Genomic DNA, 25,274 nt, shown 5'->3' with positions numbered 1-25,274 from the left:
TGATCCTGGTCAAGCGATCGGGCGAGTCCGATCGGGAGGTTTACCCTGGCGTTTGTCGCAAAAGGCCGTTATGTCCCATTTCTCCGGTGCACAAGCAAACCTGAGAAACCTTTGCGTAGCGGACTTTTGCGCGCCGATCAGGTTTCCTGCCCCCATGATCGACATCGTTGGTGACGAGCACGACACCGGGCCCCCGGGCCGCCGCAACCCCGCATCGACCCTCCTGAAGAACCTGCGCCACGACCTCCCGGCTTCGGTCGTCGTCTTCCTCGTGGCCGTCCCGCTTTCGCTCGGCGTCGCCCACGCCGCCGGAGCCCCTCTGCTCGCCGGACTCGTCTCCGCCGTCGTCGGCGGACTCGTCGCGAGCCTCTTCGGCGCTTCCGCCCTTCAGGTCAGCGGACCGTCCGCCGCGCTGACCGTCGTCCTCGCGGAGACCATCGCCACCTTCGGCTGGGCCGCCACCTGCGCCATCACCGCCGCGGCGGGCGTGGTCCAGATCCTCTTCGGCGTCAGCCGGATCGCCAGGGCCGCGCTCGCGATCTCGCCGGCGATCGTGCACGGCCTGCTCGCCGGGATCGGCCTGATCATCGTCCTCGGCCAGTTGCACGTCGCGCTCGGCGGCGCTGCGCACGGTTCCGCGATCGCGAACGTCCTCGCGCTGCCGGGCCAGATCGTCGGCCACCACGACCAGGCCGCGCTGATCGGCGTGGTCACCGTCGGTGTCCTGCTGGCGTGGACCCGGATGCCGCGTCCGGTGCGCCGCGTCCCCGGTCCGCTGGCCGCCGTCGTGCTGGCCACCGGGCTTTCCGTCGCGGCCGGGATGGACCTGCCGCGCGTCGACCTCCCGAACGGCTTGCCAGGGCTGGGTTTCGTGCCCGAGGCGCCGTCAGGGTCCTGGGCGGCGATCACCGCGGCCGTCTTCACCATCGCGCTCATCGCCAGCCTGGAAAGCCTGCTCTCGGTCCTCGCCGTCGACAAACTGCGTGACGGTCCCCGCACCGACCTCAACCGCGAACTCGTCGGCCAGGGCCTGGCGAACGTCGCCGCGGGCTCGCTCGGCGGATTCCCGGTCACCGGCGTCGTCGTGCGCACCATGACCAACTTCGAAGCGGGCGCCCGGACCCGGATGTCGGCGATCCTGCACAGCGCCTGGATTCTCGGCTGCTGCCTGTTCCTGGCCGGCGCGCTGCGGCTGATCCCGCTCGCCGCCCTCGCCGGGCTCCTCGTCTACGTCGGCGCCAAACTGGTCAACGTCACCAACCTCCGTGAGGTCCGCCGCCACGGCGACCTGCCGGTCTACCTCGCGACCCTGACCGGCGCGGTCGCCGTCAACCTGCTCACCGGGGTCGCCGCGGGGGTCGCGGTGGCGCTCGTGCTCATGCTGCGCCGGATGCTGTTCTCCGGGATCCACATCGAACCGGACGGCGCGCGGACCCGCGTCGTCATCGAAGGCGCGCTCACTTTCCTTTCCGTGCCAAGGCTCACGACCATTCTCGCCGGAGTCCCCGCGGGTTCGGAAGTGACGCTGGAACTCTTCGTCGACTATCTCGACCACGCCGCTTTCGATTGCCTGCGCGGCTGGCAGCGCGCGCACGAGCGGGCCGGGGGAGTCGTGGTCGTCGACGAGATCGGGCATCCGTGGTTCGGGCGAGGCAAGGCGGGCGTGCCGACCGTGCGGCGCGGTGTCGCGTCCCGGGTGGTGCCGCGCTGGCTCGCGCCGTGGTCGGAATGGCAGGCGGAGCATCTCGAACTGCCGGGCCAGCGCGGCGGCAGCGTTCCGTTGTGCCGCGGTGCTTCCGAGTTCCAGCGGAGGACCGCGCCGCTGCTGCGGCGGACCTGGGACGGGCTGGCGAACGGGCAGCAGCCGCACACGCTGTTCGTCACCTGCGGCGACGCGCGGATCGTGCCGAACCTGATCACCACCAGCGGACCGGGTGACCTGTTCACCGTGCGGAACATCGGAAACCTCGTTCCGCACGCCAGTGCCGAGGCGGATTTCTCCGTCGGGGCGGCGATCGAGTACGCCGTCGGTCTGCTGCGGGTGCGGGAAGTGGTGGTGTGCGGGCATTCCGGCTGCGGAGCGATGAAGGCGCTGCTCGGGGACGCGCCCACCGGACTCGTGCACCTGGGCAGCTGGCTGCGCCACGGCGAAGCGACGATGCGGCGCCGGGAAAGCGAGGGGCCGGTGCTGCTCGACGGCGCCCGTCCCGATCACGAGGCCGACCGGCTCGCTCTGCACAATGTCGTGCAGCAACTGGAAAACCTGCGCTCGTACCCGGTCGTGGACGCCGCGCTGGCCCGGGGCGAACTCCGGCTCACCGGGATGTACTTCGACGTCGGCAAGGCGAACGTCTACCTGCTCGACGCGGCGCACCGGTCGTTCACGTCGGCCGCCACCCCGGTGAAGTCCTAGCCTTTTCGCGGCACACCCGGTCCCCACCGAAACCCGAATGTCATTCGCGATCGACGGCCTGAATCCCAATATTTGGGAGCCCGTAAGGCTTTTCGAAATGCTGAGGACATCTCAAAGCAACGAAAGAACGCGAAAGTGGGCCACGCCACTCGACTGTGGGGTGATATTCACTCGATCAGGTGGTGCATATCGGACAATTCACCAGTTTCCTGGTGATCATGCTGGCCAGTTCAGAAAAGCCCCGACCCCTCGCCGTGCTTCGTCACGACGTGCCCGCCTCGTTGGTGGTGTTCCTCGTCGCCGTCCCGCTGTCACTCGGGATCGCTCTCGCGTCAGGAGCGCCGATCGTCGCGGGGCTGATCGCGGCCGTGGTGGGAGGTGTGGTCGCCGGCGCGCTCGGCGGCTCCCCGCTTCAGGTCAGCGGTCCGGCCGCCGGTCTGACGGTGATCATGGCCGAAACGATCGCGACCTTCGGCTGGGCCACCACCTGCGCGATCACCGTCGCCGCGGGCGCGCTCCAGATCCTGCTCGGGCTGAGCCGCATCGCGCGCGCCGCGCTCGCGATCTCACCCGCCATCGTCCACGGCATGCTCGCCGGGATCGGCGTCACGATCGTCCTCGGCCAGCTGCACGTCGTGCTGGGCGGATCGGCGCAGAGCTCCGCGCTCAAGAACATCGCCGAACTGCCCGCGCAGATCGTCGGCCACCACGACACCGCCGCGCTGATCGGCGTGCTCACCATCGGCATCCTGCTGCTGTGGCCGAGGCTGCCCAAGGCCGTCCGCAAGGTGCCCGGCCCGCTCGCCGCGATCGCGCTGGTGACCGTGCTGTCCGTCGCCACCGGGATGACCCTGCCCCGCGTCACGCTGCCGGGTGACCTGCTCAACATCCGCTTCGCACCCGAATTCCCGGGCACCGGCTGGGGCGCGTTCGCCGTCGCCGTCATCACCATCGCCCTGATCGCCAGCGTGGAAAGCCTGCTCTCGGCCGTCGCGGTCGACAAGATGCACACCGGGCCGCGGTCGAACCTCGACCGCGAACTGATCGGACAGGGCGCCGCGAACATGACCTCCGGCGCGCTGGGCGGCCTCCCGGTCACCGGCGTGATCGTCCGCAGCTCGACCAACGTCGCCGCCGGTGCCCGCACCCGCACCTCGGCGATCCTGCACGGGGTCTGGATCCTGGTGTTCGTCGCCGCGTTCGCCGGGCTGATCCAGAACATCCCGCTCGCCGCGCTGGCGGGCCTGCTCGTCCACGTCGGCGCGAAACTGGTCAACCCCGGCCACATGAAACAGGTCCTCAAACACGGTGACCTCGGGCTGTACCTGCTGACACTCGCCGGTGTCGTCGTCTTCGACCTGCTCACGGGTGTCCTGCTCGGCATCGCGCTCTCGGTGCTGCTGATGCTGCGGCGCACGGTGTGGTCCGGGATCCACGCCGAACGCGACGGTGAGGAGTGGCGCGTCGTCGTCGAAGGCGTCCTGACATTCCTTTCGGTGCCGAGGCTCAGCCGCGTGCTCGCGACCGTGCCCGACGGCGCGAAGGTGACCCTGGAGCTGGTCGTCGACTACCTCGACCACGCCGCCTTCGAGAGCCTTTCGAACTGGCAGCAGGGACACGAGCGCACCGGCGGCGAGGTGATCGTCGACGAGGTCGGGCATCCGTGGTTCGCCAACGGCAAATCCGGCGATCCCACCCTGACCAGGACGGACGCGGTGCGCTCGGTGCCGCGGCTCCTCGCGCCGTGGTCCGACTGGCAGGCCAAGGACGTCCAGGTGCCCGGCCAGCGCGGCGGTCCGACACTGCGCGGGGCGACCGAATTCCAGCGGCGCACCGCGGCGCTCATGCAGCCCGCGCTCAGCAAGCTGGCGGGCGGCCAGTCACCGCACACCCTGTTCATCACCTGCGGTGACGCGCGGATCGTGCCGAACATGATCACCACCAGCGGTCCCGGCGACCTGTTCACCGTCCGCAACATCGGGAACCTGGTGCCCGCCCGGCGTGCCGACCCGTCGATGGGGGCCACCGTCGAGTTCGCCGTCGGCGTGCTGAAGGTGCGCGAAATCGTGGTCTGCGGGCATTCCGGCTGCGGTGCGATGCAGGCGCTGGCCACCGGCGCTCCCGACGGCGCGCCGATGCTGGCCTCCTGGCTGCGGCACGCCGAGCCGAGCGCCAAGCGCAAGGGCCCGGTGACCCTCGACGGCGAACGCCCGGACACCGAGGTCAACCGGCTGGCCCTGCAGAACGTGCTGCAGCAGCTGGAGCACCTGCGCCACTACCCGCTGATCGCCGAGGCCGAGGCACGCGGCGAACTGCACCTGACCGGGATGTACTTCGACGTCGGGGCCGCTCAGGTCTACCTGACCGACGACGGCAGCCCGTCGTTCACTCCCGTCGGGGCCGTGACCACCTCCGGGAGCTGAAGGACGCCTTACCCGCATGCGATGGGGCCGAAGCGTCCTTCACCCGATCGCATGCGGGGATGGTCCCCTTCAGCTCTCCTCCAGGCCGACCCACTAGATTCAACCCACGTGAGCATGCTGGTCATAACCGGCACCGGAACCGGTGTCGGCAAGACGATCACCACCGCCGCCATCGCCGCGCTGGCCGCCGGGCAGGGCCAACGCGTCGCCGTGCTGAAACCGGCGCAGACCGGGGTGGGTCCTGACGAGCCGGGCGACCTCGACGACGTCCTCCGCCTCGCCGGGCCGGTCACCACGCGTGAGCTGCGGCGATATCCGGATCCGCTGTCACCCGAGGCGGCCTCCAGGCTTTCCGGGCTGCCGACGTTGTCCCCGAGCGAGATCGCCGCCGCGGCGAGCGATCTCGACGGCGAACACGACCTCACCCTCGTCGAGGGCGCGGGCGGGCTGCTGGTCCGGTTCGACGCCGACGGCGCCTCGCTGGCCGACGTCGCCTGGTCGCTCGGCGCGCTGGTGATCGTCGTGGCCGAGGCCGGGCTGGGCACGCTCAACGCGACCGCCCTGACCGCCGAGGTCGCGACCAAACGCGGGCTCACCGTGGCCGGGGTGATCATCGGCTCATGGCCCGACGAGCCCGATCTGGCCGCGGTGTCGAACCTGCGGGACCTGCCGGTCGCCGCCGGCGCCCCGCTGCTGGGCGTGCTGCCCGCCGGCCTGGGCTCGGCGGAGCCCGAGGAGTTCGCCGCCCGGGCCAGGGCGGGTCTCTCGCCGTGGTTCGGCGGGGAGTTCGATCCGGAATGCTTCGTCGGCCGCGCGTCGGCGCAGAAGTGATCTGCGTCGCTGTGTCCGGGACGCCCGGTCGTGCACGATGATGTGCCTTTGCTTTGACGCCCCACCCCGAACAGGAGCCGCCTCGTGACCACAGCCCCGGAGACCGTCGACATCCTCGCCGTGGCGCGTGAACAGGTCCTCGAGCGTGGCGTCGGCCTCGGCGAGGAGCAGCTCCTCGAAGTCCTGCGGCTCGGCGACGACCACCTGACCGATCTGCTGGCGCTGGCCCACGAGGTGCGGATGCGCTGGTGCGGCCCCGAGGTCGAGGTCGAGGGCATCATCAGCCTCAAGACCGGCGGCTGCCCCGAGGACTGCCACTTCTGCTCGCAGTCCGGCCGCTTCCCGACGCCGGTGCGTTCGGCGTGGCTGGACATCCCCGGCCTGGTCAAGGCCGCCCGTCAGACCGTCGAGACCGGCGCGACCGAGTTCTGCATCGTCGCCGCCGTCCGCGGTCCCGACAAGCGGCTGCTCTCGCAGGTCCGCGAGGGGATCAAGGCCATCCGCGAGGACGGCAACGACATCCAGATCGCCTGCTCGCTCGGCATGCTCACCCAGGAACAGGTCGACGAGCTCGTCGAGATGGGCGTGCACCGCTACAACCACAACCTGGAGACCGCGCGCTCGCATTTCGCGAACGTCGTCACCACGCACACGTGGGAAGAGCGCTGGGAGACCCTGCGCATGATCCGCGAGGCGGGCATGGAGGTCTGCTGCGGCGGCATCATCGGCATGGGGGAGAGCGTCGAACAGCGCGCCGAGTTCGCCGCGCAGCTGGCCGAGCTGAACCCGGACGAGTGCACGATGAACTTCCTCATCCCGCAGCCGGGAACGCCGTACGAGGGCTACGAGGTCGTCGAAGGCAAGGACGCGCTGCGCACCGTCGCCGCGTTCCGGCTGGCGATGCCCCGCCCGCTGCTGCGCTTCTCCGGCGGCCGTGAGCTGACCTTCGGCGACCTGGGCACCAAGCAGGGCATGCTCGGCGGCATCAACGCGATCATCGTCGGCAACTACCTGACCAACCTCGGCCGCCCGGCCACCGCGGACCTGGAGATGCTCGACGAGCTGAAGATGCCGGTGAAGGCGATCAGTGACGTCCTCTGACCGACCTGCGTTCTGCGTCCACTGTGGACAGCCGTCCGACGGCGGCGCGGAACATCCCGCTTGCCACAACCCGAGAACGGCCCTCGAACCGCCGCGCTACTGCACGTTCTGCGCGCGGCGGATGGTCGTCCAGATCACCCCGGTGGGCTGGACGGCCCGGTGCAGCCGTCACGGTGAACTCGCCGGCTGATTCCCGCGACTCGGTGCCGGGTTGCGTGCGCTGGGAGCGTCATTGGTTACGCTCTGCTCAAGCTGCGTGAGGGAGGAGTCCGGGTTGGGCGAGACGTCGGGAAAACCGGCACACCTGTCTTCCAGCGTGTCCGACCCCTGGTCGGTGCCCGTGCTGCCGAGGCCGCGCCGCCCGCACCCGAAGGTCGTCATCAAGGCCGATCTGCTGCCGGCGGTCAGCGTGCTGTCCACGGCGGGCCTGCTCGGCTTCCCGCTGGCCTGGCTGTGGTCGCGGCTCGCGCCGCCGCAGCGGATGCGCGTGATCAACGACCGCGGCGGTCTCGCGCCGCTGGAACTGGAGAGCTGGCACCGCTTCGACGACCTCGCGATCTACGGTTTCCTCGCGCTCGGCGCCGGGCTGCTGATCGGCGTCGTGACCTGGATGCTGCGGGAACGCCGCGGTCCGGTCGTGCTGATCGCCGCGACCGGCGGCGCGACCCTCGCGGGCTGGCTGGGCGCGACGATGGGCGTCTCGTTCGCCAACGGCCGCTACGAGATCGCCGCGGCACCGGCCGTCGGCGACGTCATCGCGAAGGCGCCACAGCTCGAATCGACGTGGATCATGCTCGCCGCGCCGCTGATGACCACGCTGGTGTACACGCTGCTGACCGCGTGGAACGGGCGAGAAGATCTGGGTCGCCGCCTCGGCTGACGAATTTCCTCTAGGGTGGGCGGCAACTTCTCTAGATTTGATACTGGGCGCTAGCGCCTCCGTTGAGGGTGGTGGCGGGGGCAAGGGGGGACTTTTCTTGACCGACGACATCGAGGTTTCCCGGCACAACGCCGTCCGCTTCCCGGGTATCAGCCCGCGTGCCTACGAACACCCCGTCGACCGCGGCGCGCTGGCCACCCTGCGCGCGGTTCCCGGATTCGCGCAGGTCGTGAAGGCGGTTTCGGGCTTCTACTCCGAACGCGGCGAGCGGCTCATGGCGCTCGCGTCCGGGATCCGGGTGGGCCCGAAGCAGTACCCGGAACTGGACAAGCTCCGCAACGAATGCGCCGAGACCCTCGACCTCGAGCGCGTGCCGAACCTGTACGTCGCCCGCAGTCCCGAGGTCAACGCGCAGACGATCGGCATGGACGAGCCGTTCATCGTGCTCAACACCGCGGCCGTCGAGGCGATGGATCTCGCGTCGCTGCGGTTCGTGATCGGGCACGAGATGGGGCACGTGCTGTCCGGGCACGCGGTGTACCGCACCATCATGCTCCGGCTGATCGGCCTGCAGATGTCGATGTCGTGGACGCCGGTGAGCGCGATCGGCATCCGCGTCGTCATCGCCGCGCTGCGCGAGTGGTACCGCAAGGCCGAACTGTCGTGCGACCGCGCCGGGCTGCTGTGCTCGCAGGACCCGACGGCGGCGCTGCGGTCGCAGATCCTGGTCGCGGGCGGCATCGACCCCTCGAAGATCGACATCCCGGCGTTCCTGCAGCAGGCGGCCGAGTACGAATCGGTCGACGACATCCGCGACAGCTACCTGAAGCTGCGCTACGTCGAGACGATGTCGCATCCGCTGGCCGTCGTGCGGGCCGCGCAACTGCAGAAGTGGGCCGCTTCCGAGGAGTACCGGGCGATCCTGGCGGGCCAGTACCCGCGCCGCGACGCGGACGCGCCCTCCTCCACCTGGACCGACGACCTGAAGTCGGCCGCGAAGTCCTACAAGGATTCCTGGAACAGCTCGGCCGACCCGCTCACGAAGGTGTTCAGCGACGTCGGCGAGGCGGTGTCCGGTGCGGCGGGCAAGGTGTGGAACAAGTTCGGCAACGGCTCCGACAGCACCCCGGAGTCCGGTAAGTAGCCCCTCGCGCGCTATGAAAGGCCCGTTACTTGCAAAATTTGCAAGTAACGGGCCTTTCATAGCATCCGGCGGGCCCGCTCAGTTCAGGTTCGAGGGGCGCGTGAACTCACCGAGTTCCCCCGGCGGCATCGGGACCGCGCCGAGCGTGCTGAGGAACCCGGCCTCCCGCGTCAGCAGCCGGCACGCGATCCGCAGCCGCCGCAGCGGGTTGGACTCCTCCAGCAGGCGCTGCCGGTCCTCCATCGGGAGCAGGCAGTCGGCGGTGAGCCGGTACGCGAGCGCCGCGATGTCGCCGTCGTCGGGCGGGGTGGTCCAGTCGTCGGCGTGCCAGGCGGACTCGCAGTAGCGCCGGTGCGCGGCCTTGGCGACGTCGGCGAGCCTGGCGACGGTGTCGCCGTGCACCGACGAGACCCGGTCGTCGGGTATCCATTCGACCGAGCCGATCAGGTAGGGCGCGGAGACGCGGTCGATTTCGAGCAGCCGGAACCGGCGCCGCGCGGTGGTGACGACGTCGAATCTGCCGTCCGGCAGCCGCTTCGCCTCGCGCAGCACCGTGCTGCAGCCGACTTCGTGGACGTGCTCGGGCCCGCTCACCTCCCGGATCATCGCCGAACGCAGCGCGACGACCCCGAATTCGCGGTCCGGGATGACGTCACCGACGAGGTCGGTCATCAGCTGCCGGTACCGCGGTTCGAAAATGTGCAGAGGGAGGTGTGTTCCGGGCAGAAGCACGGTCTGTAGCGGGAACAGCGGCAAGATCGCCTTCCCGGTGGACTCATCGCTCGGCTCGGTCACCCGTTCAAGGTACGGGCACCGCACGCACTTCGCAGGACGGTCACTTTCCGGCGGGCGGGCGGAACACCGCGAACGGGTCGGTGATCTGCATCCCCTTGCCCGCGAAGGAGAAGAGGGCCGCCGGACGCCCGCCGCTGCGCCCGGGCGGAGCGGTGTGCCCGGTGGGGAGGAGCAGCCCTCGCCGGGACAGCACACGCTGCAGGTTCGTCGCGGACACCCGGTAACCCAGCGCAGCCGAGTAGAGCCCCCTCAACGCCGATACGGTGAACTCTTCCGGGGCGAGCGCGAACCCGAGATTCGTGTAGCAGAGCTTCGACCGGAGCCGGTCCCGCGCGCGCAGCACGATGGACTCGTGGTCGAACGCCGTCCGCGGCAGCTCGGAAACGTCGTGCCATTCGGTGTCTTCCGGGATCTCGGGGTCCACATCGGACGGTACGAGGCCGAGGAACGCCGTCGCCACGACGCGCGGGCCCGGCACCCGGTCCGGCGCGCTGAACACCGCCAGCTGCTCCACATGCTTCAACTGGCGTACGTCGACCTTCTCCGCGAGCTGCCGCCGAATGGACGCCTCGACGTCCTCATCCGGCCGAAGCCTGCCGCCCGGAAGCGACCAGCGGCCCAGATGCGGATCGAGCGCGCGCCGCCACAGCAGGACCCGGAGTGTGTCCGAGCGCACTTGCAGGACCGCTCCCAAAACCTCGTGGGCGAGGGGGGTCTGGGTGTTAAGATGACTTCGCACGGTTTTCGATTGTAAGGCGAAAACCGACAGTGGACAAATCGGTCCAGGAGGGCCAGAACGATGACGAGCACCCTGCAGAACGACCTGACTCCCTACGGTGGCGTCGTCGCCGACGCGGCTTGGGCGGAGGAGGTGCGGAGCCTCGCTCGCCAGCGCGACGCCGTCCTGCTCGCGCACAACTACCAGGTCCCCGAGATCCAGGACATCGCCGATTTCACCGGCGATTCCCTCGCGCTCAGCCGGATCGCGGCGAGCAGCGAAGCGTCCACCATCGTCTTCTGCGGCGTGCACTTCATGGCCGAGACGGCGAAGATCCTGGCGCCCGAGAAGACGGTCCTGATCCCGGACGCGCGGGCGGGATGCTCGCTCGCGGACTCGATCACCGGCGCCGAACTGCGCGCCTGGAAGGCCGAGCATCCCGGCGCCGTCGTCGTGTCGTACGTGAACACCACGGCCGAGGTCAAGGCGGAGACCGACATCTGCTGCACGTCGTCGAACGCCGTCGACGTGGTCGCCTCCATCCCCGCTGACCAGGAGGTTCTGTTCCTGCCGGACCAGTTCCTCGGCGCGCACGTCAAGCGCGTGACGGGCCGCGAGAACATGCACATCTGGGCCGGTGAGTGCCACGTGCACGCCGGGATCAACGGTGCCGAACTGGCCGAGCGGGCCGCGGAGAACCCGGACGCCGACCTGTTCATCCACCCGGAATGCGGCTGCGCGACGTCGGCGCTGTACCTCGCCGGCGAGGGCGCGGTCGCCCCCGAGCGGGTCAAGATCCTCTCGACCGGCGACATGGTCCACGCCGCCCGCGACACCAAGGCGAAGTCGGTCCTCGTCGCCACGGAGATCGGCATGATCCACCAGCTGCGCAAGGCCGCGCCGGAGATCGACTTCCGCGCGGTGAACGACCGGGCGTCCTGCCGGTACATGAAGATGATCACGCCGGCCGCCCTGCTGCGGTCGCTGCGTGAAGGTGCCGACGAGGTCCACGTCGACATCGAGACCGCCGCCCGTGCCCGCGCTTCCGTGCAGCGCATGATCGAGATCGGGCAGCCTGGCGGCGGAGAATGACCGACCCGGTTACCGCCCTTCAGGCGAAAACCCATCCGGAGTGGGAGGCCGCCGCCGATCTTGTGGTGATCGGCAGCGGAGTGGCCGGGCTCACCGCCGCGCTGCGCGCCCAGGAGCTCGGCTTGCGCGTCCTGGTGGTCACCAAGGCGGCGGTCTCCGACGGGAACACCCGGTGGGCCCAGGGCGGGGTCGCGGTCGTGCTGGAGGGTGAGCACGAGCAGGGCGACTCGGTCGGCAAGCACGCCGCGGACACGCTCACCGCCGGTGCCGGGCTCTGCGAAGAGGACGCCGTCCGCTCGATCATCGCGGGCGGCCCGGCCGCGGTGGCCAGGCTCCGGGCCAAGGGCGCCCGCTTCGACCCGGCGGTCGAAGGGCGGCCCGAACTCGCCCGCACGCGGGAAGGCGGGCACAGCGCTTTCCGGGTCATCCACGCGGGCGGCGACGCGACCGGGGCGGAGGTCGAACGGACACTGGTCGCGAAGGCCGGTGATCGGCGGATCCCGGTGCTGGAACACCACATCGCCGTCGACGCGATCCGTACGCCCGCCGGCGAGGTGGCGGGCGTGACCGTGCTGGACCACAACGGCGTTCCCGGGGTCGTCCGGGCGCCCGCCGTGCTGCTGGCCAGCGGCGGGCTGGGGCAGCTCTACCAGGCGACGTCGAATCCGGAGCTCGCCACGGGCGACGGGCTGGCGCTCGCGTTGCGCGCGGGGGCGCAGCTCGCGGACGTCGAGTTCGTCCAGTTCCACCCGACGGTCCTGTTCACCCCGGGCGCGCGCGGCCGGTGCCCGCTGGTCACCGAAGCGGTGCGCGGCGAGGGCGCGACCCTGCACGACGCGACGGGCGCTTCGGTCATGCGCGGGGTGCACCCGCTCGGTGACCTCGCGCCCCGGGACGTCGTGTCGGCGGCGATCACGCGCCGGATGGTGCAGGCGCCCGGCGGTGTCGACGACCACGTCTTCCTCGACGCCACAGGGATCACCGGGTTCGCGAAGCGGTTCCCGACCGTGCACGCGGCGTGCGCGGTGATCGGTCTCGACCCGGCGAAGGACCCGATCCCGGTCACACCGGCGGCGCATTTCGCCTGCGGTGGCGTGGTGACCACTGTGGACGGACGGTCGGGCGTCCGCGGCCTCTACGCGGCGGGCGAGGTCGCGAGGACCGGCCTGCACGGCGCGAACCGCTTGGCCTCCAACAGCTTGCTCGAAGGACTCGTCGTCGGGCGCCGGGTGGCCGAGGCGGTCGCCGCGGACCTCGCCACCGGGCTGCTCGCGGACCCGCGTCGCGGTGTGCTCAAACCGCCCGCCACGGTCGCGGTCACCGATCGCGACGCGTTGCAGCGCGCGATGAGCCGGTACGCCGCGATCGGCCGCGACGAGGAAGGGCTCGCCGTCGTCGGTTCGGTGCTGGATCTCTCGGTGATCGATAGTCCTTTGTGGACCCCTCGGATCGTCGAGGACGCCGCCCTCACGGTGGTGGCGGAGGCCTTGGTCGCGGCGGCCGCGCGCCGGACGGAATCCCGGGGCTGCCACGTGCGGACCGACTTCCCCGGACGAGACGACAACACCTGGCAACGCGGCCAGCTCATCCGGCTCAGCCCGTCCGGGCAGCCGGTACTGGCCGATCCGATCGCTTTGGAGGGTGTGGCATGAGCGAATTCTCCCACTGGGTCACCAAGGCGCTGGTCGACCACGGACTCGACGTCCCCGACGTCCACCGGGTCGTCACGACGGCGCTGGCCGAGGACCTCCGCTACGGACCCGACGCGACGACGAACGCCACCGTGCCCGAGTCCGCGCACGCGCTGGCCGAGCTCACGCCCAGGAAAGCGGGCGTGATCGCCGGGATCCCGGTGGCTCTCGCGGTTTTCGACGTCGTTCTCGGTTCGGGCCTGGAGATCCTGGCCGCCCGCGACGACGGCGAGCGGCTGACCGCCGGGGAGCCCGCGCTGGTCGTACGCGGCCCGGTGCGAGGCCTGCTCACCGCCGAACGCACCGCGCTGAACCTGCTGTGCCACCTTTCCGGCATCGCCACCGCGACCGCCACCTGGGTGTCCACTGTGGACGGCACCGGCTGCCGCGTCCGCGATTCCCGCAAGACCCTGCCCGGGCTGCGGCTGCTGGAGAAGTACGCCGTCCGCGCGGGCGGCGGGGTGAACCACCGGCTCGGCCTCGGCGACGCGGTGCTGATCAAGGACAACCACGTCGTCGCCGCCGGTTCGGTGACGGCGGCGCTGGCCGCCGCCCGCGAGTACGCGCCCGAACTGCACTGCGAGGTCGAGGTCGACGACCTGGACCAGCTGGAGGAGGCGCTCGCCGCGGGCGCCGACGAGGTGCTGCTCGACAACTTCACCCCCGACGAGTGCGCGAAGGCCGTCGACCGGCGCGACGAGGTCTCGCCGAAGACCCGCCTCGAATCCTCGGGCGGACTGCGGCTGGACGTCGCGCGGGCCTACGCCGAGTCCGGTGTGGACTTCCTCGCCGTCGGCGCGCTCACCCATTCCTCACCCGCACTCGACCTCGGGATGGACCTGCGCTGACCTGAGTGGTCACCATCGGAAGTCCTCCTGAGGTCTCGACGGCCCAGCTTCCCGCTGGACGCACGGCCGTGAGACCCGAGTACAACCCGGTACGAGGACCTCACGGCCGCACGCCCAGCGGAAACCTGGATCCGCCGAATACCCCGGGAGGACTTCCGATGGCAACCACTGGCAAACTAGAATTCCCTTATGTGACAAGGGAATTCTGGAGGAATGGTGGGCATTGCCGGTAAAAGTGCCGTCGCGGGAGGCGTGGCCTTCGTGGCACTGCTCGGCACCCCCGTCCCGGGGACGGCGGTCGCCGAGCAGTGCGCGAACCCGACGGGCACCTACACCGCGGCCGTCCCGTGGGGGCAACGGCTGATCGATCCCGCGCGGATCTGGCCGCTCTCCCGCGGCACCGGCCAGCTCGTCGCGGTGATCGGCACCGGGGTCGACGGCCGCAACGGCCAGTTCGCGCCCGGTCAGCTCGTCGGCGGCCAGGGCACCGAGGCCGAAGACTGCGACGGCCGGGGCACCATCGCCGCCGGGATCGTCGGCGCGCAACCGGATCCGTCCACCACGTTCACCGGGATCGCGCCCGGCGCCAAGATCCTCCCGATCCGCTACACCCAGGTGAACGGCGGCGGCGACCCCGGGCAGCTCGCGTCCGCCATCGAGACCGCGCTGAACCGCGGCGCCGGGATCATCCTGATCGCCGTCCCGGCCGCTTCCGACAACCCCGCGCTGACCAGCGCCGTCTCGCGCGCCAGGGAGAAGGGCGCGCTGATCGTCTCTCCCGCCGCGGGAACGCAGCAGGGCCAGACGTCCTACCCGACCGCGACCCCGGGCGTGCTCGCCGTGGGTTCGACCAATCAGGCCGGCGAGGCGGTGCAGACGGAATCCGGTGCCTACGTGGGGGTTTCGGCGCCCGGCGCCGAACTGGTCAGCACGTCGGCGGGCGCGGGCGGGACCGTGGCGCACCGGTGGCCGGTGAGCGATCCCAGCCTGGCCGCCGCGCACGTCGCCGGTGTCGCGGCGCTCGTGCGCGCGTATCACCCGGAGCTGTCGCCGGAGCAGGTCGTCGCCCGGCTGACGCTGACCGCGCACCGCGGTCCGAACGGGGCGCACGATCCCCGGCGGGGCTGGGGCGCGATCGATGCCTACGCGGCCGTTTCCGCCGCCATCCCGGCCGGTACGCCCGGTCCGGGAGGACCGCCGAGCGTCGGCCCGGACACCTACGTGGCCCCCGCGGCCGCCCCCGCGCGAGCGAACGCGGACAAGGTCGCGGGCGTACTCGCCGTCGTCGGGGTTGCCGTCGCCATCGCGGCGGGAGTGGTGGTGGCCGCGGCCCGGCGGGGCAAGCGCCGGGGCTGGCGGCCTTCGCGTTTTCGCGCCTCGTGAGCGGCAGCGGAGTACTGGGGGACACCACTGCCGCTCACGAGGTCTTTTTGCGACCCCCGGGGTACTAGGGGACGGATACGCAGGCTGTCGAGCCCACGATGGCCACGCCGTCTCCGGCGCGGGAGACGTGCACGTTGAAGTCGGCGCCGTCGCGGCTGAACTGCGCGATCAGCTCACGCGGGTTGCTGCGGTCGCGCGCCCGCCAGCCCTGGCTTTCCAGCAGGGGCAGGACGACGTCGACGAGCTTGCGGACCGCGTCGGACGCGTCGTCCACGCGGAGGCCGTACTGCCAGCAGAGCAGCCGCCCCGGCTGGGTCGGGTCGCAGTCCAGTTCGCCTTCCACGGTGCGCTCCGCGCTGGTGCCGAAGGTGCCCGCGACGCCGTCGATGACCGCTGTCAGATCCTCGGCCAGCGGGTCGAGTTCGGTGTTCCTGGTGATCATGACCAACCCCTCACAGGCCTCGGCCCACGCCTTCGACGGCCATCTCCCGCAGCGAGCCACTCGTGAAGCCCTCGTGCGTGAGCGGTCCGCCCGTGATCACACCGTAGATGTTGTTCCACGAATCCGAACCGGGCTTGAGCACCCCGCTGTGGGAATCCATGCCCCACTGCAGGTCGCCGTTCGCGTCGCGGCCGGTTTCCAGTTCGACGACGCCGGGGAAGCGGTCGGGGTCCGCTCCGTGCCCGGCGCCGAGCCATTCGACGAGGCCCGCGTTGCCCTGCGCGACCACGATCGGGTCGAAGGGGGCCGTCATGGAGTATCGCTGCACACCGGCCTGGCTGGCCGGAAGATCGTCCGGGCCCCAGATCCCGTGTCCCATGCCCGCGGATTCGACGTGCAGCACCTGGTCGGCCCGGAGCCCGAGCTGCTCGGCGAGCCCCACGGTCGCGCCGCCGTAGCTGTGCCCGACGGCGGTGACCACGACGCCGGGGCCGGCGTGGCTGTCGATCTGGCCGCGCAGTTCGTCGCCGAACGCCTTGAGTTCGGGCGCCATCGTCTGCGCGTAGTGCGCGGCGGGGCCTTCGGTGATCACGTTCTGGGGGAAGACGCCGTCGGCCCAGACCACCATCGCGGTCCGCCCGGTGGCGTCCGCGGCGACCAGGCTCTTGCCGAGGTCGGCGTAGCTCTGGAAGTTGTCGAACGAGGTGTTGACGCCCGGGACGAACAGCCCGACGTTGCGGGTGCCCGGTTCGATCCGGCCGACCAGTTCGGCGATACGCCCGAGCCCGCGCGGATCGAACCGGAGGATCTGCCGGTCGTTGGCGATGATGTCCTCGTACAGCGCGATGCGGTTGCGCGCGTTCGTGATGTCGTCGGCTTTTCCGCCGTGCGCCAAGAGGTTCGCGAGCCGCTCGCGCTCCGACGTCAGCGCGTCGGAGACCTTGGTGCGGTTCTCGGCGATCGCCGCCGCCCACTGCCCGGTGTCGGCCGCGCCGCCGACGCCCGCCGGATTCCCGGCCTTGGGCAACGGGCTCTCCGGCATCAGGGCGCGGTACGAGGCGGCGACCTGGACGTCGGCGCGCCGGTAGCCGCCCGCCGCCGCGCTGAGGCCCTGGTGGATCACCGTCGCCTTGGTGAGCTGGCCGTCGAGTTTGCTCGCGACGTCCTTGATCGTCTTGGTGAACGTCGCGGAAGCCGCGCTGGAGGCCGAAACCTGGCCGAACGCGGTGGCGGGGACGTTCTCACCCGCGAGCGCGGTCTGCGCTGTCTTGAGCACGCCGGCGCGCTGTTCGAGTTCGGCCGCCGCCGCTTCGAGCCTGGCGGGGGCGACTCGGTAACCGCCCGCACTGGATGCCATCACCGAGCCGCCTCTCCTGTTCAGAAAGAAATGTTCAGAAAGAAATCAGTACTGTTCGGATTCTTCGCCGAGCACGGCGGGAGCGACCGGGGACGACTGACCCCAGACGTTCTCGGTCTCCACGAGCCACGGCGGGATCCGGCGCCCGGAGCCCATGTCGCCGCCCGCGCCCATGCCCATCGGCATCATGGGCATCATCGGCATCGCGCCCTTGGCCGCCGCCGCGCCCGCGGCACCGGCCGCTCCGCCCGCCAGCCCGCTCATCGCGCTGCCCGAAGAACCGTCGCCCGCCAGACCGGAGAACGCGGCCGGTGCCTCGCCGGGACCGGAAAACCCGCCACCCGCGCCGATCGCGCCGCCGTCCAGCGAAGGCGCTCCGCCGCCGCCGATCGGGATGCCGCCACCGGCACCGCCCGCGGTCGCGCCGGCCGCACCGGCGCCACCTCCGGCGGGTTCACCGTTCTTGTCCTTGCCGTCGTTCGGGTTCTTGCCGTTCGCCCAGCCCGGGACGCGCGGCATGATCGAGCCGAACCGGCCGAACGCGGCGGCCGAGGCCGCGGCGAGGCCGGCGGTGAACATGTCGCCGAACAGCGGGTTCGACTTGGGGGGCTGGGGCTGCCCGGTGGTGGGCGGGGTGGAGCCGTCCGACGGCAACGGGTGCGTGTTGTCGCCCGGCAGCACCCCGACGCCGGGCGTCCCGCCGATGTTGTTGCCGACGGAGCCGCCGCCGGGGGCCGTGCCGCCACCGGTGACCGGCGGCGGGGCGACGGCGTTCGGCGAGGCCGGAATGGACTCCTCGGCCGTGGAGTACTCGCCGGCGAGCTGGGTCATCACCACGATCGCCTTGCTGTGCGCCGCGTTGGCCGCGCCCGCGGCCTGCTGCTGCGCCTCGACGTTCGAGATCGCCTGCTGCCGCTGCTGCGCGGCGGCGATGACCGTCGCCTGCGACGAATCCGGGGGCAGCAGCGGCGGGTTCACGGCCAGCGCGAGGTCAGCGGGGGAGACGTCGGGCACCGCGACCGGCGGCGGCATCTCCTTCTTGGCCTTCACCAGCGCGTCCGCCGCGTCCTCGAGGAGGTGGTTCATCGCGTGCGCGGTCTGGGCGACCTTGCGGATGCCGCCGACCAGGTCGGTGATCATCGTGTGGTACTTGTCGGCGGCGCCGCCGGTCCAGCTGCCGGAGAAGTCCTTCAACTCGCCGGTCAGGTTCTCGGCCTGTTCGAACAGCCCGGAGCCGGTGGACTGCCATTTGTGGGCCGCGTGCCGTGCCGTGTTGGGGTCGCCCGCCTGCAGCATCGCGTAAAGCTGCTGGTGCGAGTAGGCGGCGAAGTTCGTGTGAGCGGTGCTGGTCATCCCTTGTTCCCCCCGCCGTTCGAGCCGCTGTTGCCACCCAGCACCCCGCCGAGGACGTTGAGCAGGGGATCGAGCAGCCCGGTCTGCTGGCTGGAGTGGTTCATGTCGCCCGCCACCGATTCGTCGGCCGCGGCGTAACCGTCGGCGACGGTCGTGGTGACGTCCTGCGCGAAGGTGATCGCTCCCTTGACCTGGTCCAGCAGGCCCTGCATCTCGGCGACCGCGGCCTTGTGCGCCTTATCGAGGGAACCCGCCTCCCCGAACTCGCCGAACAGCAGCGGCTGCTCGCCCAGGGTCAGCAGGAAGTCGTTCGGCTTGGACATCGCGTGGATCTGGGTCTCCAGTTCCCGCACGAAGTCCTTCAGTGATTCCAGATGGACGTAGTACGACTGGTCTTGCATTGATCCCGGCTCTCTCGTGATCGGCCATGCCTACAAGGGACGACTACGCGCAAAGCCGGCCGGCCGGTGCCGAGGGGGGTGAAAGCACCGGCCGGCCGACGGATGGGGACTCAGCCGGCGAACAGGCCCTGGTTACGGTTCTCCAGGCTGTGCTGGATATCGTGGGCGTCGCCGACCTTGCCGCCGAACTGCGCGATGATCGCCACGATGTCCGCGGTGGCCTGGCGCAGGCGGGTTTCAGACGCACGGGCGGCCTCACCGGCGGAACTGCCGGAGGCGTACCAGGTCTGGGTGATCGGCTGCAGGTTGGTGTGCAGCTGTTCGAGCTGGGAGGTGAGCGCCTTCGCCTTGGCGGCCAGCGAGGCCGAGCTGTGCTGCAGCGCGGCGAAGTTGATTTCGACGACGTCAGCCATGATTGGTGGTCCTCTCGCGGATCAGGGGTTGAGCCGGTGGATCACGGTCTGGTCGACGGTCCCGCTGACCCCGGTCAGGCTTTCCCGGACTTGCTCGTCACCCGAGTTGTAGTTCCGGTTGCTTTCGTGGACGAGGCGCGACATCGTGTTGAGCTCGTTCACGGCGATGGTCATCTTCTCCTGCAGGCGGCGCTGCAGGTCCCAGAACGCGACGGCCTGGTCACCCTTGTAGTTGTGCAGGGTCTGGGTCAGCTCGCTCTCCAAGCTGGCCATCGTCGTTTTGGCATTCGACGCGGTTTCCTCGAACCCCTGGACGGCGCGCGCCATCGCAGCTGCGTCTGCCTGATATCCCGTACCGGTCATGGATGGGCCACCTCCTCTCATCTCGCTGGAAATCCCGGTGAGCACCAGGGGACGCCCTGTCTGCTCTTGTGAAGGACACGCTAGAAAAGGGGGGAGTGTGGTCAAACGGCACAACTGCCGGTCAGGGTGACGGCACTATTACCCACAGCTCGGGGGTAGGGCCTTCCCCACCTTCGATCCGGGGGAGTACTCCAGTGTTCGAAGTGGAGCCTCCCGGCACCCTCTAATCCATGGTGGACAGGGGATCCAGGACGGTACTACATCGCCCGTTGATGATCTTGGCGGCGGCGATGGCGGTGCTCGGGACGATCGCGCTCGGCGGTCTCGTTTTCGACGATCGCAGCCTCGTCAACGCGCCCATTTGGCTCAAACCGCTCAAGTTCACGATTTCCGTGGGGCTCTACGCGGTGACACTGGCCTGGCTGATCGGACAGCTGACCCGGGGGCGGCGGCTGGGCTGGTGGCTCGGGACGGTGTTCGCGGTCGGCCTCGGCCTCGACATGGCGCTGCTGTTCTGGCAGGTCATCGTCCGCGGCAGGACGCTCCACTTCAATCAGGAGACCCCGGCCGACCAGTGGATCAACAACATGGTCGCGAACGGCGCCTTCACGGGCTGGGGAGCGACGGCGGCGATCGCGGTTCTCCTGCTGTTCCAACGTCTTCCCGACCGGGCGATGAACTCCGCGTTACGCGCGGGTGCCGCGTTGTCGGTCGCGGGCATCGGGATCGCGCTGCTGATGTTCGGGCCGAACGAACAGCAGGCGGCCCAGTTCCGCTCCGGCGAACGGCCGTCGATCATCGGTGCCCACGCGGTCGGTGTGCCCGACGGCGGTCCGGGACTGCCCGTGGTGGGCTGGAGCACCGTCGGCGGGGACATGCGGATCCCGCATTTCGTCGGGATCCACGCGATCCAGGCGCTGCCGCTGGTCGCCTACGGACTGCTCATACTCGCCCGGCGGTATCCGGTGCTCGAATCGGAATTCGTGCGGCGGAATCTGGTCCGGACCGCTTCGGTGGGTTTCGCGGGATTGCTCGTGCTGCTGACCTGGCAGGCTCAGCGGGGACAGTCCATCGTGCACCCCGACTTCTGGACGCTGGTCACGGGCGCCGGGATCATCGCCGTCGTGACGGCCGGTTCGGTGCTTTCGCTGCGGGCTCCGAGACCGATGCACCAGCTGACGTGATCTTCACCGTATCTCCGCGAAATCCACTCGGGACTTCCCTCGCGATCGGATAGTTTCCGGGACGATGAAGGGGGTAAGCGTGACTGGAACGCGGACTTATCGGCGGTTTTCGGGCAGACGCGGGGGCGTGCTGGTCACCGCGACGGTGTTGATCGGCGGGGTGGTGCTGATCGGCGGGGCGGCTTGTTCGTCGGGATCTTCTTCCGATGCGGCCGCTCCGGCGGCGCCCGAGGCGTTCGGTCCGGCGGGATATCGCGGGCTGACCTTGGGGATGGCCAAGGACGCCGCGCTGGCGGGCGGGAAGCTCGCTTCGGCACCGACGTCCAATTTGGACGGTTGTACCGATTTCTCCTACACCGGCGGCCCGGCACCCGACCCGGCGCGGATGAAGGCGGAGGCCGACGTCGAGGCCAAGGCCAAGGACCTGAACAAGAAGGCCGACGAACTCGAGGCCGATCCGGAGTCGAAGCCGGGCGCGTCCGCGGAGGAAAGCGCCAAGTCGGCGGAGAAGTCCGCCAAGGACGCTCTGCTGTTCGCCGATGCCGCGCAGGCGTCCGCTGATCTGGCGGGCAAGCGGGAGGAACGCGACAAGGCGTTCGTGGGCGCCGGTGGCGCCTCCTTCGGCAAGGACGGGCTGCGTGAGCTCGCCGCGCCGTCGGACGCCAAGACGGCCGAGGGGATCGGTGCCGGTTCGGGGTTGGCGGAACTCAAGACGGCCTACGACGCCAAGGGGATGAAGACCGGCGACAACGGCCGGTTCCAGGTTCCCGTCGACGGGAAACCGGACTGGGTCTACGAGTTCACCGTCGCGGGGGACAAGGTCGGCTCGGTGTCGATGGTCAATCCGAAGGCGAAGTGCGCCTGAGTTTTCGGGATTTCGGGGTTTCGGGCAGGAGAAAAGGGCCGTTCTCTTCGAACGGCCCTTTTCGCTGGGATCAGACTCCCGCGGTGGTGCGGATCCAGCTGCGGCTCGCCGCGACGCTGGCGTAGTTCTGGGTGCCCTGCGGGTTCGTGCCGGAGTTGCTGCCGGTCGAGCAGACACCGACCTGGACGCCGCCCGAGAGCTGCGGGCCGCCCGAGTCGCCGTGCCACGCAGAACCGTTGACCCCGACACTGGCGATGGCCTGGCCGCCGTACGCGTCGCTGCTGGTTCCGGTGATGCGGACGTTGGCCGTCTTCAGGACGCTCGACGGCGGGTTGTTGCCCTGCGTGCGACCCCAGCCGTAGATCTGGTTGGTGGTGCCGCTGGCCGGGTTCGCGGTGCCGAGCTTCATGTACGTCGTGCTGACCGCGGTCGTGAGGTGCAGCAGCGCGATGTCGCCGCTCGGGGCGGCTTTCTGCTGGTCGACGTCGGCTTCGGTGCCCTGGTTCAGGTTCACGTTGCCGACCTTGACGTGCATGCCGGGCTTGTTGAGGCAGTGCTTCGCGGTGAGGACCCACTGCGGGGCGATGATCGTGCCGGAGCAGTTGAAACCGCCGAACGCGGTGGCGTCGTCCCAGTAGATCTGGGCGCCCCACGGCGCGGAACTCACGGTGCCGCCGCCGATGATGTCCTGGCCCGCGTTCGCGGCAGGGGTGGCGGCAAGGGTCAGCGCCGCGGCGGCGCCGGCCACCGTTGCGACGATCTTGGACATACGCATGAATACGCCCTTCGGCCTGCGTCGGGGAGTTCGTTTCGACTTGAAACGGTTTCACCAAGTTAGGCGGCGGTAAGGGCTTTTGTAACCTACCGAAGTCGGTAAGCGTTACGAGGAAAGTATTGGGCCGTCCGGGTCGGGGGCGGCGGTGTCCGATTGGGATCGTGGCGCTGGGCAGTGACGCTGGGCAGTGACGCTGGACTGTGAGGCGGGACAGTGTGGTTGGACAGTGACGCTGGATCGTGATGCCGGATCGTGAGGCTGGGGTATTTCGGGTGGATTCTCCGATTTCTCCGGGAAGGCGTTTCTTGGCGCGTTGGTTCCGCGTTGGCCGGTTGAGCCGCTTAGGGTGTGGTGGGTGACTACTCGGGTGATCGTGCTGAACGGTGGGTCCAGTTCGGGTAAGTCGGGGATCGCCCGATGCCTCCAGGCGGTGCTGCCGGAGCCTTGGCTCACCCTCGGCGTCGATACCTTGATCGACGCCATGCCGTCCACTGTCGACGACGGGATCGACTTCTCGAGCGACGGCGGGGTGAACGTCGGCTCCGGGTTCCAACGTCTCGAAAACGCGTGGATGGCCGGTGTCGCGGCGATGGTGCGGGCGGGCGCGCGGGTCATCATCGACGACGCGTTCCTGGGCGGGGCGGAATCGCAGCGGCGGTGGCGTGAGGCGCTGGACGGGCTCGAAGTGTTGTGGGTCGGTGTCCGGTGTGATGGCGCTGTCGCCGCCGGCCGGGAGATGGCGCGAGGGGATCGGGTCGCGGGGATGGCGGAGGCGCAGGCCGAGGCCGTCCATCAGGGTGTGGTGTATGACTTCGAGGTGGATACAGGGCTGAACGAGGCTTTGGTGTGTGCGCGGGAGATCGGTTCGCGGGTCACCTAGGTGGCTGAGCCGGGGCTGATTGACGAGTTCGCCACCGGTGGTGCGTCAGGTCCTGTTTGGACGCCATGCCGCTCGTCGGTCAAGTCCGGGTGGGCTTTGTGAACGTTTGTGCGCCCCGGGTTCCGTGAATAGCCACCAGATCCACGGAAGGCCTGATCACGCCGGCCTGTCGTCCTCTGGTTCTTCGCGTGGTTCGTGGAGTGGTTCGGGTGTCGAGTCGTAGGTGTGCCCGCTCGGGGTGGTGATGGTCATGCCGCCGTTTCCGGTGGGTTCGGCGTACCAGCCGGGCTCTTCTTTGAGGAGGTTGTGGATTTTGCAGGCGCCGTGGCAGTTGTGGTGATCGGTGACACCGTCGCGTGCCCAGCCGGTGATGTGGTCGATCTCGGAGAACTCCGCCGGACGGTGGCAGCCGGGATGGGTGCACTCCCGATCCCGCGCCTTGATCAGCCGGGCCAATGAGGCCGGTGACCGATAGGTGCCGGCACTGGCTTCGAGGAGTTGACCGGTCGCGGGATCGGTGATCAACCGCGACCAAGTCGAATCCGGGTCCGAAGCGATCTCACGGACCAGCCAGTCCGGAATGAACCCGTAGCCCGCCAGGATGGCAGGGTCCTCGCGAACACCGACCAGGGTCAGGAGATCCACGTAGACGTGAATGTGCGCGCGAGGCTTTCCGCGGCCATCTTCGGCGAGGAGACGTTCGCCGAAGATGTCGGCGCGATGCTGGTCGAGAGTGCGGGACTTGTCTTCCGCCCGGCGCCTTCGTGCAGCCCGGCTCAGCGAGGCGTAGATCGAACCGGCGACCTCCGCGGGAAGATGTCCCGAGAGCGTGGACATGGTCTCGTCGTCGTGCTCCAGCGAAATATGCCGTAGCTCGCGTTTCTTTTTCGCTCGATCCCGATATCCGTCGGGATCGAACTTCTGCACGGCGTGGTTCACCGAACTGCGGATCGCCGAAGGATCACGACCCGCCAGACGTAGGGACATCCATTCGTCCACCTGCGCGGCGACCTCGTTCGACACGTCACGGGTCAACCTGGTGACCTTGGACGCCTTGAACAGATCGATATCGCCCTTCTCCAGTGCCGCCAAGGTGTTCGGCAATCGGGCCACCAGAGCGCAGGAGGTCTCGACGAGCAGGAACGCTTGATTGCGGGAGACCGAGAGGCGCAAAGCCACCTCCTCGGTCACCGATCTTCGCGACCCGCCGACGGCGGCGAACTCGGCTAACGCGCGGACCTGACGACCCTGCGCCTGACGATGTGAAACCTCCTCGTCGAACGCGGTCTCAAGAAACCGAGCAGCTTTCAGGTTAAAAGCAAGAGTTGTGGTCATGCCGATGATCATAGTCGAACGTGAGTTCGATCACCACTGAATATGTGACCGGATTTACGCGGAGAGTGAACGGTCCGGTGAGTGACCTTTCCCGGGTTGCGGGCCCATTCACGAGGCGTCGCGGACTTCAATGCGACCGCAAGTCGTCTCGCATCGCTTCCTGTACGGACTCCCGGGTGCGCTTCAGTTCCCTGGCGTTGGCTTCCCGTTCAGGGTCGGTGACGTCTTTGCCCCCGGCGGCCACAGTGCGTAAGCCGCGTACGGTCCGGAAGTAGCTCACCGCCGCCGTCGTCACCTCAGCCGGCGCGACCACTTCCAGTTGGTGACGCTGCTCGTAGCACGGTGCGAACACCTGGCGTGCCGTCTCGTCCAGTTCGGCTTCGGTCAGATCGACTCTCTTGGACAAAGCCAACAGTTCACTGCGCGCCTTCGTCAACGAAGAAAGAAAGGTCCCGTACATCTCGTGCCGGATCTGCCGCCACTCGGCAGCCAGTTCGTGCCGATCCTTGCGCGCCTGAACCGCCAATGCGGTTCTCATGGCGATGGCCGCACCGACGAGCGTGGTCAGTAGCGTCGTCCACTGCATT

General features: G+C 69.5%; 25 protein-coding genes. 14 read left to right on the top strand and 11 right to left on the bottom strand.

What is annotated here, in order from left to right; translation table 11 throughout:
* The first annotated feature begins 154 nt into the window (after positions 1–154).
* From ACLJPX_RS10995 to ACLJPX_RS10965, 7 genes are all read left to right on the top strand, one after another.
* Positions 155–2,413, top strand: a complete 2,259-nt coding sequence (locus tag ACLJPX_RS10995) for a bifunctional SulP family inorganic anion transporter/carbonic anhydrase (protein WP_410599959.1) — start codon at positions 155–157, stop codon at positions 2,411–2,413.
* A 218-nt stretch (positions 2,414–2,631) separates the two neighbouring features.
* Positions 2,632–4,836 (top strand): SulP family inorganic anion transporter, encoded by a 2,205-nt coding sequence (locus ACLJPX_RS10990; RefSeq protein WP_410599958.1) that lies wholly within the window; start codon positions 2,632–2,634, stop codon positions 4,834–4,836.
* 114 nt (positions 4,837–4,950) lie between these two features.
* A complete protein-coding gene (gene bioD / locus ACLJPX_RS10985; protein WP_410600047.1) occupies positions 4,951–5,667 on the top strand; it encodes a dethiobiotin synthase in 717 nt (238 codons plus the stop codon).
* An 84-nt stretch (positions 5,668–5,751) separates the two neighbouring features.
* Positions 5,752–6,768 carry a biotin synthase BioB gene (bioB, locus tag ACLJPX_RS10980; protein WP_101609472.1) on the top strand — a complete coding sequence of 339 codons (1,017 nt, stop codon included), beginning with the start codon at positions 5,752–5,754 and terminating at the stop codon, positions 6,766–6,768.
* A complete protein-coding gene (locus ACLJPX_RS10975) occupies positions 6,755–6,958 on the top strand; it encodes a hypothetical protein (RefSeq protein WP_101609471.1) in 204 nt (67 codons plus the stop codon). Before bioB ends, ACLJPX_RS10975 begins: the two co-directional genes overlap by 14 nt.
* An 84-nt stretch (positions 6,959–7,042) precedes the next feature.
* On the top strand, positions 7,043–7,648 hold the full coding sequence (locus ACLJPX_RS10970) for a DUF2567 domain-containing protein (protein ID WP_101609470.1): 606 nt from the start codon (positions 7,043–7,045) through the stop codon (positions 7,646–7,648).
* Between the two features lie 97 nt (positions 7,649–7,745).
* On the top strand, positions 7,746–8,792 hold the full coding sequence (locus ACLJPX_RS10965) for a M48 family metallopeptidase (protein ID WP_101609469.1): 1,047 nt from the start codon (positions 7,746–7,748) through the stop codon (positions 8,790–8,792).
* 78 nt (positions 8,793–8,870) lie between these two features.
* Here ACLJPX_RS10965 and ACLJPX_RS10960 read toward each other — a convergent pair whose 3' ends face one another.
* Complete coding sequence (locus ACLJPX_RS10960; protein WP_101609468.1) at positions 8,871–9,587, bottom strand: LON peptidase substrate-binding domain-containing protein; 717 nt, start codon at positions 9,585–9,587, stop codon at positions 8,871–8,873.
* Between the two features lie 40 nt (positions 9,588–9,627).
* On the bottom strand, positions 9,628–10,263 hold the full coding sequence (locus tag ACLJPX_RS10955; RefSeq protein ID WP_020630377.1) for an NUDIX hydrolase: 636 nt from the start codon (positions 10,261–10,263) through the stop codon (positions 9,628–9,630).
* Between the two features lie 123 nt (positions 10,264–10,386).
* Between ACLJPX_RS10955 and nadA the strand changes: the two genes are divergently transcribed.
* The 4 genes from nadA (at position 10,387) to ACLJPX_RS10935 (ending at position 15,319) form a co-directional block, all read left to right on the top strand.
* Entirely contained in the window at positions 10,387–11,397 is a 1,011-nt protein-coding gene (gene nadA / locus ACLJPX_RS10950) for a quinolinate synthase NadA (protein ID WP_101609466.1), read from the top strand.
* Positions 11,394–13,049 (top strand): L-aspartate oxidase, encoded by a 1,656-nt coding sequence (locus ACLJPX_RS10945; RefSeq protein WP_410599957.1) that lies wholly within the window; start codon positions 11,394–11,396, stop codon positions 13,047–13,049. Before nadA ends, ACLJPX_RS10945 begins: the two co-directional genes overlap by 4 nt.
* Complete coding sequence (gene nadC / locus ACLJPX_RS10940; protein WP_410599956.1) at positions 13,046–13,936, top strand: carboxylating nicotinate-nucleotide diphosphorylase; 891 nt, start codon at positions 13,046–13,048, stop codon at positions 13,934–13,936. The genes ACLJPX_RS10945 and nadC overlap by 4 nt, the downstream gene beginning before the upstream one ends.
* A 213-nt stretch (positions 13,937–14,149) precedes the next feature.
* Positions 14,150–15,319 (top strand): S8 family serine peptidase, encoded by a 1,170-nt coding sequence (locus tag ACLJPX_RS10935; protein ID WP_410599955.1) that lies wholly within the window; start codon positions 14,150–14,152, stop codon positions 15,317–15,319.
* A 64-nt stretch (positions 15,320–15,383) separates the two neighbouring features.
* On the opposite strand, the gene ACLJPX_RS10930 is transcribed toward ACLJPX_RS10935, so the two are convergent.
* The 6 genes from ACLJPX_RS10930 to ACLJPX_RS10905 all read right to left on the bottom strand — a co-directional run bounded on the left by ACLJPX_RS10930 (position 15,384) and on the right by ACLJPX_RS10905 (position 19,648).
* Positions 15,384–15,761 (bottom strand): hypothetical protein, encoded by a 378-nt coding sequence (locus ACLJPX_RS10930; RefSeq protein ID WP_410599954.1) that lies wholly within the window; start codon positions 15,759–15,761, stop codon positions 15,384–15,386.
* 10 nt (positions 15,762–15,771) lie between these two features.
* A complete protein-coding gene (locus ACLJPX_RS10925) occupies positions 15,772–17,118 on the bottom strand; it encodes an alpha/beta hydrolase (protein ID WP_410599953.1) in 1,347 nt (448 codons plus the stop codon).
* 45 nt (positions 17,119–17,163) lie between these two features.
* On the bottom strand, positions 17,164–18,471 hold the full coding sequence (locus ACLJPX_RS10920) for a WXG100 family type VII secretion target (protein ID WP_410599952.1): 1,308 nt from the start codon (positions 18,469–18,471) through the stop codon (positions 17,164–17,166).
* On the bottom strand, positions 18,468–18,872 hold the full coding sequence (locus tag ACLJPX_RS10915; protein WP_101609459.1) for a hypothetical protein: 405 nt from the start codon (positions 18,870–18,872) through the stop codon (positions 18,468–18,470). Before ACLJPX_RS10915 ends, ACLJPX_RS10920 begins: the two co-directional genes overlap by 4 nt.
* A 110-nt stretch (positions 18,873–18,982) precedes the next feature.
* Positions 18,983–19,285: a hypothetical protein gene (locus tag ACLJPX_RS10910; protein WP_076168025.1), complete on the bottom strand. Its 303-nt coding sequence runs from the start codon at positions 19,283–19,285 to the stop codon at positions 18,983–18,985.
* A gap of 21 nt (positions 19,286–19,306) precedes the next feature.
* Complete coding sequence (locus ACLJPX_RS10905; protein ID WP_073848466.1) at positions 19,307–19,648, bottom strand: WXG100 family type VII secretion target; 342 nt, start codon at positions 19,646–19,648, stop codon at positions 19,307–19,309.
* 230 nt (positions 19,649–19,878) lie between these two features.
* On the opposite strand from ACLJPX_RS10905, the gene ACLJPX_RS10900 reads away from it, so the two are divergent.
* Entirely contained in the window at positions 19,879–20,832 is a 954-nt protein-coding gene (locus ACLJPX_RS10900) for a hypothetical protein (protein ID WP_410599951.1), read from the top strand.
* Between the two features lie 79 nt (positions 20,833–20,911).
* A complete protein-coding gene (locus tag ACLJPX_RS10895; RefSeq protein WP_410599950.1) occupies positions 20,912–21,697 on the top strand; it encodes a hypothetical protein in 786 nt (261 codons plus the stop codon).
* Positions 21,698–21,767: 70 nt separating this feature from the next.
* Here the strand turns inward: ACLJPX_RS10895 and ACLJPX_RS10890 are convergent, their stop codons facing one another.
* Positions 21,768–22,466, bottom strand: a complete 699-nt coding sequence (locus tag ACLJPX_RS10890; RefSeq protein ID WP_410600046.1) for a S1 family peptidase — start codon at positions 22,464–22,466, stop codon at positions 21,768–21,770.
* A gap of 361 nt (positions 22,467–22,827) precedes the next feature.
* On the opposite strand from ACLJPX_RS10890, the gene cpt reads away from it, so the two are divergent.
* The gene (cpt, locus tag ACLJPX_RS10885) at positions 22,828–23,352 is read left to right on the top strand and encodes a chloramphenicol phosphotransferase CPT (protein WP_410599949.1); all 525 of its coding nucleotides are present in this window, start codon (positions 22,828–22,830) and stop codon (positions 23,350–23,352) included.
* 156 nt (positions 23,353–23,508) lie between these two features.
* Here cpt and ACLJPX_RS10880 read toward each other — a convergent pair whose 3' ends face one another.
* Complete coding sequence (locus ACLJPX_RS10880) at positions 23,509–24,687, bottom strand: DUF222 domain-containing protein (RefSeq protein WP_410599948.1); 1,179 nt, start codon at positions 24,685–24,687, stop codon at positions 23,509–23,511.
* Between the two features lie 127 nt (positions 24,688–24,814).
* A complete protein-coding gene (locus tag ACLJPX_RS10875) occupies positions 24,815–25,273 on the bottom strand; it encodes a hypothetical protein (protein ID WP_410599947.1) in 459 nt (152 codons plus the stop codon).
* Position 25,274 lies beyond the last annotated feature (1 nt).

Origin of the sequence: Amycolatopsis sp. lyj-90, from assembly GCF_046549035.1 — a bacterium.
Lineage (GTDB): Bacteria > Actinomycetota > Actinomycetes > Mycobacteriales > Pseudonocardiaceae > Amycolatopsis.
Note: the sequence above shows the minus strand (reverse complement) of the source record. Positions and strands in the feature narration are given on the sequence as shown.

What these genes read in the sequence shown, in the direction of transcription:
- nadC (WP_410599956.1), top strand. Translation starts at nt 13,046, where the DNA reads ATGAGCGAATTCTCCCACTGGGTCACCAAGGCGCTGGTCGACCACGGA.
- ACLJPX_RS10880 (WP_410599948.1), bottom strand. Translation starts at nt 24,687, where the DNA reads ATGACCACAACTCTTGCTTTTAACCTGAAAGCTGCTCGGTTTCTTGAG.
- bioD (WP_410600047.1), top strand. Translation starts at nt 4,951, where the DNA reads ATGCTGGTCATAACCGGCACCGGAACCGGTGTCGGCAAGACGATCACC.
- ACLJPX_RS10875 (WP_410599947.1), bottom strand. Translation starts at nt 25,273, where the DNA reads ATGCAGTGGACGACGCTACTGACCACGCTCGTCGGTGCGGCCATCGCC.
- ACLJPX_RS10935 (WP_410599955.1), top strand. Translation starts at nt 14,150, where the DNA reads ATGGTGGGCATTGCCGGTAAAAGTGCCGTCGCGGGAGGCGTGGCCTTC.
- ACLJPX_RS10995 (WP_410599959.1), top strand. Translation starts at nt 155, where the DNA reads ATGATCGACATCGTTGGTGACGAGCACGACACCGGGCCCCCGGGCCGC.
- ACLJPX_RS10930 (WP_410599954.1), bottom strand. Translation starts at nt 15,761, where the DNA reads ATGATCACCAGGAACACCGAACTCGACCCGCTGGCCGAGGATCTGACA.
- ACLJPX_RS10890 (WP_410600046.1), bottom strand. Translation starts at nt 22,466, where the DNA reads ATGTCCAAGATCGTCGCAACGGTGGCCGGCGCCGCCGCGGCGCTGACC.
- ACLJPX_RS10990 (WP_410599958.1), top strand. Translation starts at nt 2,632, where the DNA reads ATGCTGGCCAGTTCAGAAAAGCCCCGACCCCTCGCCGTGCTTCGTCAC.
- ACLJPX_RS10945 (WP_410599957.1), top strand. Translation starts at nt 11,394, where the DNA reads ATGACCGACCCGGTTACCGCCCTTCAGGCGAAAACCCATCCGGAGTGG.
- ACLJPX_RS10925 (WP_410599953.1), bottom strand. Translation starts at nt 17,118, where the DNA reads ATGGCATCCAGTGCGGGCGGTTACCGAGTCGCCCCCGCCAGGCTCGAA.
- ACLJPX_RS10920 (WP_410599952.1), bottom strand. Translation starts at nt 18,471, where the DNA reads ATGACCAGCACCGCTCACACGAACTTCGCCGCCTACTCGCACCAGCAG.
- nadA (WP_101609466.1), top strand. Translation starts at nt 10,387, where the DNA reads ATGACGAGCACCCTGCAGAACGACCTGACTCCCTACGGTGGCGTCGTC.
- ACLJPX_RS10900 (WP_410599951.1), top strand. Translation starts at nt 19,879, where the DNA reads ATGGTGGACAGGGGATCCAGGACGGTACTACATCGCCCGTTGATGATC.
- ACLJPX_RS10905 (WP_073848466.1), bottom strand. Translation starts at nt 19,648, where the DNA reads ATGACCGGTACGGGATATCAGGCAGACGCAGCTGCGATGGCGCGCGCC.
- ACLJPX_RS10915 (WP_101609459.1), bottom strand. Translation starts at nt 18,872, where the DNA reads ATGCAAGACCAGTCGTACTACGTCCATCTGGAATCACTGAAGGACTTC.
- ACLJPX_RS10910 (WP_076168025.1), bottom strand. Translation starts at nt 19,285, where the DNA reads ATGGCTGACGTCGTCGAAATCAACTTCGCCGCGCTGCAGCACAGCTCG.